The following is a 14,707-nucleotide window of genomic DNA, read 5'->3' on the forward strand; positions in this document are numbered from 1 at the left end:
CGCGCCGGCTTTCAAAAAAGATTGAGATGGCCTGGATCTGGGGCCTTGCGCCAAATTACTTTAAGTATAAAATGATTGGTGAGCGCTGCCGGACGGTCTCAAGCCTTTCACCCCAACGCGAGGGCGATGGAAAATGTCAGGTAGGATTTTAGGCCCATCAGGCCACGTCGATGATTTCGCGCGGCGAAACCTGCCGCCGCCGGACCAATGGCCGGAACTGGTTCTCGACCGGCCGGAATTTCAATACCCCGAATATCTCAACGCCGCGGTCGAATTGACCGACCGGATCGTCGAGAAAGGTTTTGGTGACCGCACCGCGCTGATCGGCAACGGGCGCCAGCGGACCTACAAGGAACTCGCCGATTGGTCGAACCGCCTGGCGCATGCGCTGGTGGAGAATTACGGCGTCAAGCCCGGCCACCGCGTGCTGATCCGCTCCGGCAACAACCCGGCTTTGGTGGCGGCGTGGCTCGCGGCCACAAAGGCCGGCGCCGTCGTCGTCAACACCATGCCGATGCTGCGCGCCGGCGAGTTGACAAAAATCGTCGACAAGGCCGAGATCGCGCTGGCGCTGACCGACAGCCGCATCGCCGACGAGCTGGTGGCCTGCGCCAAGACCAGCAAGTTTCTCAAGCAGGTGGTGAATTTCGACGGCACGTCGAACCATGACGCCGAGCTCGACCGGGTGGCGCTGAACAAGCCGGTCCGCTTCGATGCCGTCAAGACCGGCCGGGATGACGTCGCGCTGCTGGGATTTACCTCGGGCACCACGGGCGAGCCAAAGGCGACGATGCATTTCCATCGCGATCTCCTTGTTGTGGCCGATGGCTATGCGCGGGAAGTTCTCAACGTCACCGAAGACGATGTGTTCGTTGGTTCGCCCCCGCTGGCGTTTACGTTCGGCCTCGGCGGTCTTGCGATCTTTCCGTTGCGGTTCGGCGCGACAGCGACCTTGCTGGAAAACGCTTCACCGCCCGAGATGGTCAAGATCATCGAGACCTACAAGGCCACGATCTGCTTTACGTCGCCGACCGCGTATCGGGCGATGATGGCCGCCATGGACAAGGGCGCGGATCTGTCGTCGTTGCGGCTGGCGGTGTCGGCCGGCGAGACCTTGCCTGCGCCGGTGTTCGACAGCTGGACCCGCAAGACCGGAAAACCGATTCTCGACGGCATCGGCAGCACCGAGTTGCTGCACATCTTCATCACCAACCGGATTGGAGAAGCCGTCGCGGGAACGACCGGGCTCCCGGTCTCCGGTTACGAGGCCAGGATCGTTGACGATGACATGAAGGAGTTGCCGGCAGGCACGGTCGGCAAGCTTGCGGTCCGCGGCCCGACCGGATGCCGTTATCTCGCGGATAGCAGGCAATCGAATTACGTGCGTGACGGCTGGAACCTGACTGGCGATTCCTTCGTGCGCGACGAAACAGGGCGACTGTCTTTCGTGGCGCGGTCAGACGACATGATTGTCTCCTCCGGCTACAACATCGCCGGTCCCGAGATCGAGGCGGCACTGCTAACGCATCCGGCGGTCGCAGAGTGTGGTGTCGTCGGCGCGCCCGACGAGGCACGCGGCATGATCGTCAAGGCCTACATCGTGGTCGCCTCCGGCTTCGATCCCGATATGGCGCTGGTGACGGCGTTGCAGGAGCACGTCAAGCGCGAGATCGCGCCGTACAAATATCCGCGCGCGATCGAGTTCGTCGCGCAATTGCCCAAGACCGGGACTGGAAAATTACAGCGATTCGCGCTCCGGCAGATGGCGCAGGCCAATCCGGCCTCGGCGGGCATGGCCGCGGAGTGAAGCGCATAGCGTTTTCGAGCGAAGTGGATACCGGTTCGCGTAAAGAAAACGCGTCAAACAACAATTTGGAAGTGATGGAGAGATTTCTGTGAGCACGTCAAAAGGGCCCACGCTGGCGGTGTTGCCGGTGACAAAGGGCGAGGGGCCGGCTTCGGGACTGCAGGTCCTGCAGCCGAGTGGCTGGCCGATGCCGAAGGGATACGCCAACGGCATGGCGGCCGACGGACGCCTGATCGTGACCGGTGGTGTGATCGGCTGGGACGCCAGCAACGTACTGGCCGATGGCTTCATCGCACAGGTGCGCCAGACGCTGGAGAACATACTGGCGATCCTGGCGGAGGGAGGCGCGAAGCCCGAACACCTGGTGCGCCTGACCTGGTATGTCGTCGACATCGAGGAATATCTGGCGAACCTGAAAGCGCTCGGAAAAGTCTATCGCGAAACATTTGGCGCGCATTACCCGGCGATGGCGCTGGTTCAGGTGGTACGGCTTGTCGAGAAGGCCGCACGGGTCGAGATCGAGGCGACGGCCGTGGTGCCGCGGTAACTTCCCTCATACTCCGTCATGGCCGGGCTTGACCCGGCCATCCACGTCTTTCTTGCGTAACGCGACCAAAGACGTGGATGCCCGGCACAAGGCCGGGCATGACGAAGTTCTTAAGTCAGGTCGCTCAAATCCTGCTGAGCGTCTGGTGTGAACTCGCCCCGCGCTTGATCGCCTCCCAATCGTAGAGCATCGGCACCATTTCGCCTTTCGCCCATGTCGCGTTCTGGTTTGCGTAATGCGGACTGGCCGGATGGCCCGACGCGCCATGGAAGACGATCCACCGGCAGTTGTTCCAGGCGCCGACGTCGAAGACGTAGCGGGACAGCGCGGACGAAGTGGCCTGGAAGCCGAGCTTCATCGAATATCCCGCCATGAATACGCAATCATTGTCGCCGGATATCTTGGCGCAATCCTTGTCGAGCTGGCCGGCATAATCGGGGAAAGCGACCGAGAGCGGGTGCTTGAGCTTTGGCGTATGCAGCGTGCCCCAATCGGCGGTCGGCGCATTCTTCGACACCGTGACCACAGCCTCGCGCAGCAACTCATTCCAGGTCGCGCCTTTCAACAGGCTCTCGTCATTGCTGCGTAGCAGTTGCGGCAGCGTCCACCAGAACTGGACTTCCGGAAACAGGCCCGGGGCCACCCTGGTGAAATCGCTGTCGGTGGTCTTGTCGAGGCCCGATCGGCGCAGCGCGAGCTTTGTCAATTCCAGCCGGACGGCGGAGTAGGCCGCGGCCGCGACCGAGTCGCCGCGCATCTCGCCATCCCAGCCGAGGATCAAGTCGCACAATTGCTTCGTCTGCGCCGGCAGCCCGATCGCGCGTAGGCGTTCACGGATTTCGATGGCGGGAATGCTCAGGAGGTCGCGGTGAATCGCCGGCATCTGCTCGGGCGAGGGCCGCTTCAATTCCTTGAGCCGCAGCCAGATGCGGCGGGTGCGGTGCGGCGGCATCGGATCGGTCGAGAGATATGGTTCGCGCTCGGGCTCCACCACGCGATTATTGGCGGTCACGATCATTCCTTTATCGGGCGCAATCGTGTGCGGCATCTCTTCGAACGGCACCGTGCCGTCCCATTCGTGTTCGCCGGTCCAGCCCGGCACCGGCAGCCAGCCATTGGAGCGCGGCCGCTTCGGCACCAAGGCGCGCACGCGGTGGCCGATTTTGCCTGACGTGTCGCCGGCAACGACATTATGGTCCAACAGCGCAAAGCCGCGCGTCGCTTCGTATAGTTGCTCGACCGATTTGGCGCGCAGCATCCGCACCATGCAATCGAATGAGGCGTCGGGCACCGCGAACTGCACGGATTTGAGCGCCAGCGCTGTGCCCTTCATGGGATCGCCCGCGATGACGGGCCCATGTTGGGTCTCGACCACGTCGATCGTCACGTCCTTGCCGTTGCGCACCTTGAGGGTCTCGGGGCGATGCGTCGCCGGCAGCATCTCTCCCTTGAAGCGATAGTGGCGGGCGTCGGCGTCGAATTGCTCGATATAGAGATCGTGGATGTCGACAAAGGCATGCGTCACGCACCAGGCGACATGGGCCGTGTGCCCGAAATGCGGGAAGCCGGGCACGCCGGGGACGGTGAGGCCGATGACGTCGAACTCGTCGCAGGCGAGATGCGCCTGTGCGTACATGTTCGGCATTTCCAATACGCGATGCGGATCGCCGGCGACAATCGCCCGGCCGGTCGCGGTGCGCTCGGCCGAGATCGCCCAATTGTTGCTGCCGCCGTCGAGCTCCGCGCCCATCTGCTCCTGCGCGGTCGCCAGCAGGGCTGAGATGCCGGGCTTGAGATCGGCCAGAGCAGCCGCCAGCCGCTTACCTTCCACGCCCGGCGGCACGCACAGCAGATCGCTGCCGCCATCATCGAAACGCAGTTTTGCGATGTTGTCGGCGCCGACGATCGGCAGCGCCGCGGCGCGCCAAAGCTTCCACCACACCGATCCCATCAGGAATCCGATCTGCCGCATCACAGCGACGGAATGCCAGGGCTCCCAGGCGGCAGGTTCGCAGCCGAGTATCTTGTATTCGACCGGCCATCGGCGCAGCGCGATGAACGCGTTGACGCCGCGCGCGTACGCCACCAGCATCGCCTTGGCCTCGTCGCCGAGCAGGGCGTAGTCGCGGCGCGAAGCGGCGTCGCCATTCATCTGCCGGGCAATTGTATCGCCAGCGACCGCGCGGGCGCCAAGCCATTCGGCATAGCGGCCGGTGCCACGCCGCAGCAGCGCCTCCATCTGCCAGAGCCGGTCCTGCGCCTGTGCGAACCCGAGCCCGGCGAATGCATCCTGGAGGGTGCCGCCGCGGACATGCGGGATGCCCCACGCATCGCGCCAGATGTCGACATGGCCGAGCAGTCCCTTCACCTGCGCCGGGCTGACATAGTCCGGCAGGTGATCGGCCGGGTTGATCCGGTTGGAGGTTGCGGTCACAGGGCGCTCCCGAGCTTTTCTGATTTGTTGTTCTTGCGACGGACGCATCATACGCATGCGCGCATGCAAAGCCATGCCTGATAGCCGCGCCGGAACGGGTTCGCATTTTCGTCGGCACCTTGCCGTTATTCGCGTCCGATGCTTTGATGGCGGGATGGAGCCTCCCCCTTCATCGAAGCGGGGAGGCACCACGGCTGCGGCACGCGAGAAAAAACAACAAGCGCACACCAAGAGGACGCCATGAACAAGCCGGCAGCGGTATTGAGCGAAACACAGAGCGCGGATGCGATGTTGCGGGCGCGAGCCCAGCGCGTGGTGCCCGGCGGCATGTGGGGACATCTCAACGCCGCGCGGCTGCCGGAAGGTTATCCGCAGTTCTTCGCCTCCGCCGAGGGATGCCGGGTACGCGACGTCGATGGGCGCGAATATATCGACTTCATGTGCAGCTGGGGGCCGGTGCTGCTCGGCCATCGCCACCCCGAAGTGCAGGCGGCGGCCGAAGCGCAGGCTGCCCTGGGCGATTGTCTGAACGGCCCCGGCGAGGTCATGGTGGATCTGGCCGAAGATTTCGTCGCGATGGTGCCGCATGCGGATTGGGCGATGTTCCAGAAGAACGGCGGTGACGCGACCACGGCCTGCGTGACCATCGCGCGGGCCGGCACTGGTCGGCGCAAGGTCCTGGTCGCCAAAGGCAGCTATCACGGTGCGCTGCCATGGTGTTCGCCGAGCGTGGCCGGCGTCACCAGCGAAGACCGCGCGCACCTGCTGCACTTCGAATATAACGACGTCGCGAGCCTGCAGGCGGCGGTTGATGCGGCGGGAAAGGATCTTGCCGCGATCCTGGTCACCGGCTTCCGTCACGATATCGCCCGCGATCTCGAATTGCCGACGCGCGAATTCGCCGCCGCTGCACGTGCCGCGTGCGACACCACCGGCGCCGCGCTCATCCTCGACGAGGTGCGCACCGGGCTGCGGCTCGATATCAGGGGAAGCTGGGAGGCGCACGGCGTGCGGCCGGATCTTGCCGCCTGGAGCAAGGCCATCGCCAACGGCTACGCGCTGGCGGCCGTGACCGGCAATGACAAATTCCGCGAGGCGGCAACAAAGGTGTTCGTGACGGGATCATTCTGGTGCGGCACCGTGGCGATGGCGGCGGCACGGACGACGCTGCGGATCGCGCGGGAAACCGATGTCCCCGGGCATATCCGTGCCATGGGCTTACGGCTGCGCGAGGGGCTGGCGTCACTGGCAAATCAGCACGGCATCGCGATCCGCCAGAGCGGTCCGCCGCAGATGCCGCTGATGCTGTTCGACGCCGATCCGGATGTGAAGAAGGGCCGCGCGTTCTGTTCAGCGGCCCTGCGTCACGGCGCATTCTTCCATCCCGTGCACAACATGTTCCTGTCCGCAGCCCACCAGGCCGCTGATATCGATGCGGCGCTGGAAGCGGCCTCGCTCGGCTTTAAAGCCGTCCGCGCACTCACCTGAGGAGTCCTTCAATTGCGTAATTTCTTCTTCCCCGGCCGCTCGCCGGTCTATGCCGCGCAGGCGGCCGCCGCTACGTCACACCCGATGTCGACCTTGGTGGCGTTGGAAATGCTTCGCTCCGGCGGCAATGCTATTGACGCCGGGATCGCGGCGGTCGCCGTGCAATGCGTGGTCGATCCGATGATGACAGGCGTCGGCGGCGATTGTTTTGCGCTCTATGCCCCGAAGGGACGTGCGACGCCGATTGCGCTCAACGGCTCCGGCCGCTCGCCGGCGGCGGCGGAGGCCGCATGGTATCGCGAACGCAAAATCTCGATCACCCAGCATTCGCCGCATGCGGTGATGGTGCCCGGCGCGATCGGTGCCTGGGCGCAACTGGTGAAAGACCACGGCACGCGCAGCCTCGGTGAAATCCTCCAGCCGGCGATCAAGCTCGCCGAAGAAGGCTACATCGTGCAGTCCCGCGTCGCCTGGGACTGGGCGCGCAACGCCGGCATCGCGGCAAGGGATCCCGACACCGCGAAATCCTTCCTGGTCGACGGCAAGGCGCCGGTCGCAGGCAGCCGCATGCGTAATCCGCAGCTTGCGGCGACGTTGCGGCTGGTTGCGGAAAAGGGAGTGGCTGGTTTCTACCAGGGCGCGGTGGCCGAAGACATCGTGAAAAAACTGCGCTCGATCGGCGGTCTGCATACGCTCGACGATTTTGCCAGCGCGCAGTCGGAATACGTCACGCCGGTGTCGACGGACTATCGCGGCTATCAGGTCTATGAATGTCCGCCGAACGGGCAGGGACTTGCGGCCTTGATGATGTTCAACGTGCTCTCGGGCTACGACATCGGCAACATGTCCGATGTCGACCGCATCCACATCTTTGCCGAGGCCAGCAAGCAGGTCTACCTGCACCGTGACGCGCTGTTCGGCGATCCGACGCAGGTCGAGGTGCCCGTCGAATATTTGCTGTCGGCGGAATGGCGGGACCAGGCGAGCCGCCATATCGATCCGAACAGGGCAAAGCCGCCGGTGCTGTTTCCGGCGCGGCCGCACAAGGACACCATCTATCTCTGCGTGGTCGACCGCGACGGCAATTCGCTGTCGCTGATCAATTCGCTGTTCGAGGCGTTCGGCAGCGGCATCCTGGCGCCGGGAAGCGGCGTGATGCTCAACAACCGCGGTTTCACGTTCAACACCGAACAGGGGCATCCCAATTGCGTCGCTCCGCGCAAGCGGCCGATGAACACGATCATTCCGGGCATGCTGATGCGGGACGGCGAGGCGGTGGCGCCGTTCGGCGTGATGGGCGGGCATTACCAGTCGATGGGGCACGTCGAACTATTGACCGGGATCATCGACCGCGGCCTTGACGTGCAGGAAGCGCTCGATGTGCCCCGCAGTTTTGGCCACGACGACGTACTGGATCTCGAACAGAGCATCTCGCCGGTCATCGAGGCCGAGTTGCAGAAGCGTGGGCACAAGATCAGCCGGCCGATCGTTCCGCTCGGCAGCGGGCAGATCATCTGGCGCGACCGGGCAACCGGTTCGCTGATCGCCGGCTCCGACTGCCGCAAGGATGGCAGCGCCGCGGGGTTCTAGCGTCAGGCTTTGTCGAGCGCCTGCAAGGATTGATCGAGCCGTTCGATCAGTATGTCGACGTGCTCGGTGGTGAACACCAGCTGCGGCCGTATCTTGAGGACATTGGCTTGCGGTCCCGCCGCGCTGATCAGCACGCGCCGCTCGCGCAGCATGTTGACGATGGCGGCGGTTTCGCTGGCGGCCGGCGTCCCGGCCGGTCCGCCATGCCGCAGCTCCACGCCGAAGAACAATCCGGCGCCGCGCACCTCTGATATCAATGGATGGCGCGCCTGCAGCTGCCGAAACTGTTCACGCAGATAGCCGCCGACGCGCTTTGCATTCGCAAGCAAGCCTTCGGACTCGATCACTTCGAGCACGGCTATTCCGGCCGCCGCCGAGACGGGATTGCCGCCAAAAGTGTTGAAGTAGCGTGAGCGCGCGCCGAATTCGGCCAGCACTTCCGGACGCGCCGCCATGCCCGCGACTGGATGGCCATTGCCCATCGGCTTGCCCATCGTGACCAGATCGGGAATGAGACCGTGGCGGGCAAAACCCCACATCTGCTCGCCGGTGCGGCCGAAACCTGGCTGCACCTCGTCCGCAATGAAAATGCCGCCGGCCGCACGCACCGCTTCGACCGCGGGGCGCAGGAAGCCCGCAGGGTCGGCGAACACGCCGTCGCTGGAGAAGATGGTATCGACCAACAGTCCGGCGGGGCGAATGCCGTTTTTCTTCATATCGTCGAGCGCGCCGCGAACGTGGCGCGCAAAGGTCTCACCGGTGTCGTCGCCGGCGGAGCGCGGCGCAGGCACCAGCCGGGCGTGGCTGTCCTTCGCCAGCGGCAGCCCGAGCGAAGGCGACAATTCGGCCAGCGCGCTGGTGACGCCGTGGTAGGCGGTTTCCGTCACGATGAAGCCGGTGCCGCCGGTGCAGGTGCGGGCCACGCGCAGCGCGAGGTCGTTGGCCTCGCTGCCGGTGCAGGTGAACATGATCTGGCTGATCTCGGCCGGGAAGGTGGCGAGGAGTTTTTCGGCGTAATCGAGCACGGTCTCGTGCAGATAGCGCGTGTGCGTGTTCAGCACCGCGGCCTGCCGCGCGATCGCCTGCACGACGTGGGGATGCGAGTGGCCGACCGACGCCACGTTGTTGTAGGCGTCCAGATACGCATTCCCTGCGGGATCGTAGAGCCACACGCCTTCGCCGCGGACGAACTGCACCGGTTGTTCGTAGAACAGACGGTAGGCCGGCCCGAGCAGGCGCTTGCGCCGCGCGATCAGGTCGTTAGCCGAAGCGGTCTCATGGTTGGTGGACATCGGTTACTCCGAATTGCAGGCAGACTGAATCTGCTGCCGGGCCTGGGCCCGGGGAATACCAGCGATTCGCTGCAATCTGCCCCAGGCCGCTGGATTGTTGCGCAGAATATAATCCCGATTCCCGGGATAACGGATGGCCCGCCAGCTGCTGATCACGATGGTCATGACCATGCGCGTCGCGATCAGATCGAACAAGATCTCGAATTCGATGGGCTCGAGCGGCGTGACCGCATGGTAAGCCGCGATCATATCGCAGGCAGGCGCGAGCGGATCGTCGCCATCGACGACCTGGTACGCCGCGGTCACGGCAAGGTCGACGACCCGGGCGGTCGATGTCATGTCGCCAAAGTCGATGATCCCCGCGATGCGCTCGCTGTTGGCGGAATCGACGACGATGTTGTGCGGGTTGAGATCGTTGTGAAGCGGCTGTTTGGGCAGGCCGGGCAGCACGGGAAGGACGTGCGTCTCGAACCGGTCGAGGGTGCGCTCGACGAGGGTGCGTCGGTCGGCCGGGACGGCGTCGATCAATGGACGCAATTCGGCGGCGTGCTGAAGGTCCCACAGCAGCTTGTGGTTGGCGCCGGGATGCCGGAAGTCGCGAAGTCCCCGCGCCATCCGCGCGGCGCACTGGCCGAGGTCGCGCCGCAGCGCCGCCGAACTCTCGACGGTGTGGAAGGGCGTTCCGGCCAGAAACGACAAGAGACGCACGACCCGCGTCGAACCGTCGTCGAAGCCGATCTCGAGTTCCGTTGCGCCATTCAACGCCGGGAAGATGCGCGGCACCGGCAGGCCGGGGTCGGCGGCGGCTAGCTGAACCAGGGCTTCGGTCTGCAGATTCGTGACCGCGCGATCCTCCGTGGGGTTCGCGATCTTCAGCACATATTCGCGTCCGTCAGGCGTCCGCAGCCGGAAATTCTGATCGCGCTCGCTGTCGAGGCGACGCACCGTGACGGACAGGCCGTAATGTTCGGCCGCCAGTTCCCTGGCAAGCGTCTCCGGAATGCTTGATGCGGCGCGCAGGCCATCGATCGGATGTGCCGCGTCAATCGCGGGAGAGGAGTCTGGCACCGCAGTGTCCTTTAGGCCGTGATCCCTTGGGGGCGTTACGACCGGTCAATAGCCGCGTTGGCGGTCGATGGCGTTCGGCGGCCGTCGGCCGGTTTGTATCGCGTCGGCGGTTGCGACGACCGTGGTCGCAACGGCCTCGACCCGGACTTCGCAGGCGTCGTGTGGCGTCACGACGATTTTGGGATGATGCCAGAACGGGTGCGCCGGCGCCAGCGGTTCGGCCGCGAACACGTCGAGCGCGGCGCCGTCGAGCTGACCGCTCTCCAGCGCGGCCAGCAGGTCCGCTTCGACCAGATGTTCGCCGCGTCCGACCTGGATGAGATAGCCGCCGCGGCGCATGCGGGCGAACAGTTCCGCGTTGAGAATGCCCTGGGTCTCCTGCGTCAAGGGCAGCAGGTTCACCAGCACCTCGCTTTCACCCAGCATGGCGGCGAGGCCAGCGGGGCCGTGGAATCCCCGGACGGAGGCGGGCGTCGGCTTCGCCGTCCGGCTCCACGCCATGACGGGGAAACCGAGCTGCGCAAGGTCGGCGGCAACGCGCTGGCCGATTTCGCCGTAACCGAGGATGCCGACCGGCACGTCCTGCGCGGCACGCTGCGGGAGGCGCTTCCAGATTCTGTCTCGCTGCTGGGCCAGATAAGTTGCAAAACGCCGCTGATGCGAGATCACATGCCAGATGACAAAGCCTGACATCGTCTGCGCCTGCAGGGGGTCGACGATGCGAACGACGTCGATATCCGGCCGCAGGCTCGGGCAGGCGACGATATTGTCGACGCCTGCGCCGATCGAACAGACGGCCTTCAGGTTCGGGTAACGCTCGAAGGCGTCGGCCGGCGGGTGCCACGCGATCGCAAGGCTGATGTCCGCGTCGGACCCGTTGCGGCGATGATCGACGATTTCGATGCGGTCGGCGATGCGGGCGAATTCTGTACCGAGGTAGCCTCTGATATCGAGGCTGCTGCTGACGAGCGCACAACGCATCTTCACGCCGCCTTGGAGGACGAAATCTGGCCGGGCACCGCGGCAAGCAGCTCTCGCGTGTAGGGGTGCTCGGGGGAGGAGAACAGCGCTGCGGCTGATCTCAGTTCGACGATCGATCCGCGCTGCATCACCGCAATGCGGTCGCAGATCTGCGCTGCTACCCGCAAATCATGGGTGATGAACAGCATCGACAGCCCAAGGCGAGTCTTGAGGTCTTCGAGCAGGTTCAGAACCTGCGCCTGCACCGAGACGTCGAGCGCGGAGACGGCCTCATCCGCGACCAGGATTTCCGGATCGAGCGCCAGCGCCCGCGCGATCCCGATCCTCTGCCGCTGGCCGCCGGAGAATTCGTGCGGGAAACGTTCCATCGCGCTGGCATTGAGGCCTACCAGACCCAGCAGATCGTGGGCGCGCGCTCGCGCGGCCGCAGGGTCGGCGCCGTGCGCGATCGGGCCATCGGTGATGATGTTGCCGACCTTGCGGCGCGGATTGAGCGAAGCGAACGGATCCTGAAACACCATCTGGATGCGCTTGCGCTGTTCGCGCAACGCCTTGCCATTGATGCGCGTCAGGTCGGTTTCACCAAGCCGCACGGTGCCGCCATCCGGCTCGATCAGCCGCATGATCAGGCGCGCGATGGAAGATTTGCCGGACCCGGATTCGCCGACCAGGCCAAGCGTCTCGCCCTGAAAAATGTCAAAGCTCACTTCCTTGGCGGCCTGGACGCTGCGGGTCGGCTGAAACCAGCCGCCGCCGCTGACATAGGTTTTCTCGATACCGATCACCTCGACCACCTTCGGCCGATCGAGTCGGGAAGCGCGCACCGGCGGCTGCAGTTTCGGTACGGCGGCGAGCAGCGCGCGGGTATAGGGATGCTGCGGACGCTGCAGCACGTCGTCGGCTGCGCCCTGTTCGACCACCTTGCCGTGCTGGAGCACGACGACGCGATCGGCGATATCGGTGACGACGCCGAAATCATGGGTGATGAACATCACGGCCATGTTGCGGCTGCGCTGCAGGTCGCGGATCAGTTTCAGGATTTGCGCCTGTGTGGTGACGTCGAGCGCGGTCGTCGGCTCGTCGGCTACCAGTACCGCCGGTTCGAGCGCCAGCGCCATCGCGATCATCGCGCGCTGCCGCTGGCCGCCCGAGAGCTGGTGCGGATAGGCGCGCACGCTGCGTTCGGGGTCGGGTAGGCCGACTTCGCGCAGCAGGCCGAGGGCCTTTTGCTTCCGTTCTTTCGGCGTCAGCAGGCCGTGCGCCTCGAACATCTCGGCGATCTGGTCGCCGATCCGCATCAAGGGGTTGAGCGCCGTCATCGGCTCCTGGAACACCATCGCAACGCGGCGGCCGCGCAAGCCCAGCCAGCCATCTGCGTCGAGGGTCAGCAGGTTTTGGCCGCCAAAGGTGATTTCGCCGGCCTCTGCGATCACGGTGTCGGGCAGCAGACCCATCAGGGCATGCGCGCACATCGATTTTCCGGAGCCGGATTCGCCGACGACGCAAAGGATCTTGCCGGCGGTGAGTTCGAACGAAACGCCGTCCACGGCGTAAGCGCGGTCGCTGCCGGGCGGCAGGGCCAGTTTGAGGTCCTTGATAACTACGGCGGCGTCAGACATGCTCAGCGTCCGTCCTTGTTGAGACGCGGGTTGAGCGCATCGTTGAGGCCTTCGCCGATCAGGTTCAGCGCCAGCACCGAGATCAGGATGGCGACGCCGGGAAACACCGTGATCCACCAGGCCTGACGAATAACGGTGCGGCCGGCGCCGACCATGTAGCCCCACGACATCAGATTGGGGTCGCCAAGGCCGAGAAACGACAGCGAGGATTCGAGCAGGATCGCGGTGGCGACCATCAGCGACGCCAGCACGATGACGGGGGAGAGGGCGTTGGGCAGGATCTCGCGCCAGATGATCCAGCTGTTGGTCTGCCCGGTCACGATCGCGGCCTGGACATACTCGCGGGTGCGGAGCGACAGCACTTCGCCGCGGACGAGGCGCGCCACCGGCGGCCAGCTGACGATGGCGATCGCAATCACGATCGAGACGATCGACGGCTGCAGCACGGCGACCAGCACGATCGCCAGCGCAAAGCTCGGAACGGTCTGGAAGAATTCGGTGAAGCGCATCAGGGCGTCACCGATCCGGCCGCCGAAATAGCCGGCCGCGGCGCCCACGGGAATGCCGACCGCGAGCGCAGCCAGCGTCGAGACGAGCCCGACCAGCAGGGACACGCGGGCGCCGTAGATGATGCCCGCCATCACGTCGCGACCGAGCGCGTCGGTGCCGAGCGGCAGGCCGGCCAGCGTGAACGGCGGCAGGAACGGCCGCTGCACCATGCGCCACGGCGAGGTCGGAAACAGCAGGGGCCCGAACACCGCGACCGCGATCGCGATGGTCAGGATCACGAGCCCGATCAGCCCGCCGGGATTGCGGAGCATCAATCTCCAGAACTGTCTCATGCGGCAAACTCGATGCGGGGATCGACCGAGCGATAAATCAGGTCGGTGATCAGGTTGAAGGCCAGCACCATCGCCGAGCAAACGACGAAGACGCCGAGCAAAAGGTTGTAATCGCGCTGCAGCAGCGCCTCGTACATCAGGCGGCCGATACCGGGCCAGGCGAACACGGTTTCGGTCAGCACGGCGCCGCCGACCAGCGTGCCTGCCTGCAATCCGGCCAGTGTCACCACCGGCAGCAGCGCGTTTCGCAGCACGTGGCGGCGCTGGATCACCGCATCGCGCAAACCCTTGGCGCGCGCGGTCTTGACGAAGTCGAGCCGCTTGACCTCGAGCATCGAGGCGCGGGTCATGCGGGCGTAGGTGGCCATGAAGAACAGGCCGATCGTGGTCGCCGGCATGATCAGATGCGCGCCGACATCCAGCACGTGGGCGAGGCCAGTGTAATTGGCGCCGACGGTTTCGTAGCCAAAGCTCGGCAGCCAATCCATCGTGACCGAGAACAGCAGGATCGCCATTAGCGCGACCCAGAACAGCGGCGTGGCGTAGAAGATCAGCGCCAGCACCGTGATAAGGGTGTCGGTCCAGCTGCCCGCGCGGCGTGCCGCCAGCGTTCCGAACAGGACGCCGAAGGCGAGCGAGATCGCAAACGCGGTGCCGGTCAGCAGCAGGGTGGCGGGAAGCCGGTCGAGGATCAGTTTTGAAACCGGCATTTGCTGGCGGAACGAAAAGCCGAGATCGAGACTGACGATGCCCTTGACATAAAGATACAGTTGCACCGGCAGGGGCTGGTCGAGGCCGAATTTTTCGCGGAGTTGGGCGAGAAAAATCTGGTCGCCGGCGCCGGCTTCACCGGCCATCACCAGCGCCGGATCGCCAGGCGCCAGCCGGATCAGGAAAAAGTTGAGGACGACGATTGCCAAGAGGACGATGACGGCCTTGCCAATTCGTTGGGCAATGAATGCGAGCATCGTGTGGATTTCCGGTTCGAAGCTTGGTGTTGAAGTGTCAGACCGCGGCGAAGCGCGGGAGGCGCCGCCGC

11 protein-coding genes are annotated in these 14,707 nt (G+C 64.9%); 4 read left to right on the plus strand and 7 right to left on the minus strand.

The window, feature by feature from the left end; all coding sequences use genetic code 11:
- The first annotated feature begins 145 nt into the window (after nucleotides 1-145).
- Nucleotides 146-1,807, plus strand: a complete 1,662-nt coding sequence (locus JQ641_RS16205; protein ID WP_211997140.1) for a benzoate-CoA ligase family protein — start codon at nucleotides 146-148, stop codon at nucleotides 1,805-1,807.
- Between the two features lie 88 nt (nucleotides 1,808-1,895).
- Complete coding sequence (locus tag JQ641_RS16210; protein WP_211996962.1) at nucleotides 1,896-2,354, plus strand: RidA family protein; 459 nt, start codon at nucleotides 1,896-1,898, stop codon at nucleotides 2,352-2,354.
- A gap of 124 nt (nucleotides 2,355-2,478) precedes the next feature.
- On the opposite strand, the gene JQ641_RS16215 is transcribed toward JQ641_RS16210, so the two are convergent.
- On the minus strand, nucleotides 2,479-4,788 hold the full coding sequence (locus JQ641_RS16215; RefSeq protein WP_349628570.1) for a penicillin acylase family protein: 2,310 nt from the start codon (nucleotides 4,786-4,788) through the stop codon (nucleotides 2,479-2,481).
- A 240-nt stretch (nucleotides 4,789-5,028) separates the two neighbouring features.
- Between JQ641_RS16215 and JQ641_RS16220 the strand changes: the two genes are divergently transcribed.
- Nucleotides 5,029-6,276 (plus strand): aminotransferase class III-fold pyridoxal phosphate-dependent enzyme, encoded by a 1,248-nt coding sequence (locus tag JQ641_RS16220; protein ID WP_211996964.1) that lies wholly within the window; start codon nucleotides 5,029-5,031, stop codon nucleotides 6,274-6,276.
- A gap of 12 nt (nucleotides 6,277-6,288) precedes the next feature.
- On the plus strand, nucleotides 6,289-7,866 hold the full coding sequence (locus JQ641_RS16225; protein WP_211996966.1) for a gamma-glutamyltransferase family protein: 1,578 nt from the start codon (nucleotides 6,289-6,291) through the stop codon (nucleotides 7,864-7,866).
- A gap of 2 nt (nucleotides 7,867-7,868) precedes the next feature.
- Here the strand turns inward: JQ641_RS16225 and JQ641_RS16230 are convergent, their stop codons facing one another.
- From JQ641_RS16230 to JQ641_RS16255, 6 genes are read right to left on the minus strand one after another with little or no spacing between them, the layout of a single operon-like run.
- Nucleotides 7,869-9,158: an aspartate aminotransferase family protein gene (locus JQ641_RS16230; protein WP_211996969.1), complete on the minus strand. Its 1,290-nt coding sequence runs from the start codon at nucleotides 9,156-9,158 to the stop codon at nucleotides 7,869-7,871.
- 3 nt (nucleotides 9,159-9,161) lie between these two features.
- Complete coding sequence (locus JQ641_RS16235; protein WP_211996971.1) at nucleotides 9,162-10,226, minus strand: phosphotransferase; 1,065 nt, start codon at nucleotides 10,224-10,226, stop codon at nucleotides 9,162-9,164.
- A 45-nt stretch (nucleotides 10,227-10,271) separates the two neighbouring features.
- Nucleotides 10,272-11,207, minus strand: coding sequence for a 2-hydroxyacid dehydrogenase (locus JQ641_RS16240; protein WP_211996973.1), 936 nt, complete (start codon nucleotides 11,205-11,207; stop codon nucleotides 10,272-10,274).
- 2 nt (nucleotides 11,208-11,209) lie between these two features.
- Nucleotides 11,210-12,826: an ABC transporter ATP-binding protein gene (locus tag JQ641_RS16245; RefSeq protein ID WP_211996975.1), complete on the minus strand. Its 1,617-nt coding sequence runs from the start codon at nucleotides 12,824-12,826 to the stop codon at nucleotides 11,210-11,212.
- A 2-nt stretch (nucleotides 12,827-12,828) separates the two neighbouring features.
- Complete coding sequence (locus JQ641_RS16250) at nucleotides 12,829-13,668, minus strand: ABC transporter permease (RefSeq protein WP_211996977.1); 840 nt, start codon at nucleotides 13,666-13,668, stop codon at nucleotides 12,829-12,831.
- Nucleotides 13,665-14,636, minus strand: a complete 972-nt coding sequence (locus tag JQ641_RS16255; RefSeq protein WP_211996979.1) for an ABC transporter permease — start codon at nucleotides 14,634-14,636, stop codon at nucleotides 13,665-13,667. Before JQ641_RS16255 ends, JQ641_RS16250 begins: the two co-directional genes overlap by 4 nt.
- Between the last annotated feature and the right edge of the window lie 71 nt (nucleotides 14,637-14,707).

The organism is Bradyrhizobium sp. JYMT SZCCT0180 (assembly GCF_018130165.1).
Lineage (GTDB): Bacteria > Pseudomonadota > Alphaproteobacteria > Rhizobiales > Xanthobacteraceae > Bradyrhizobium.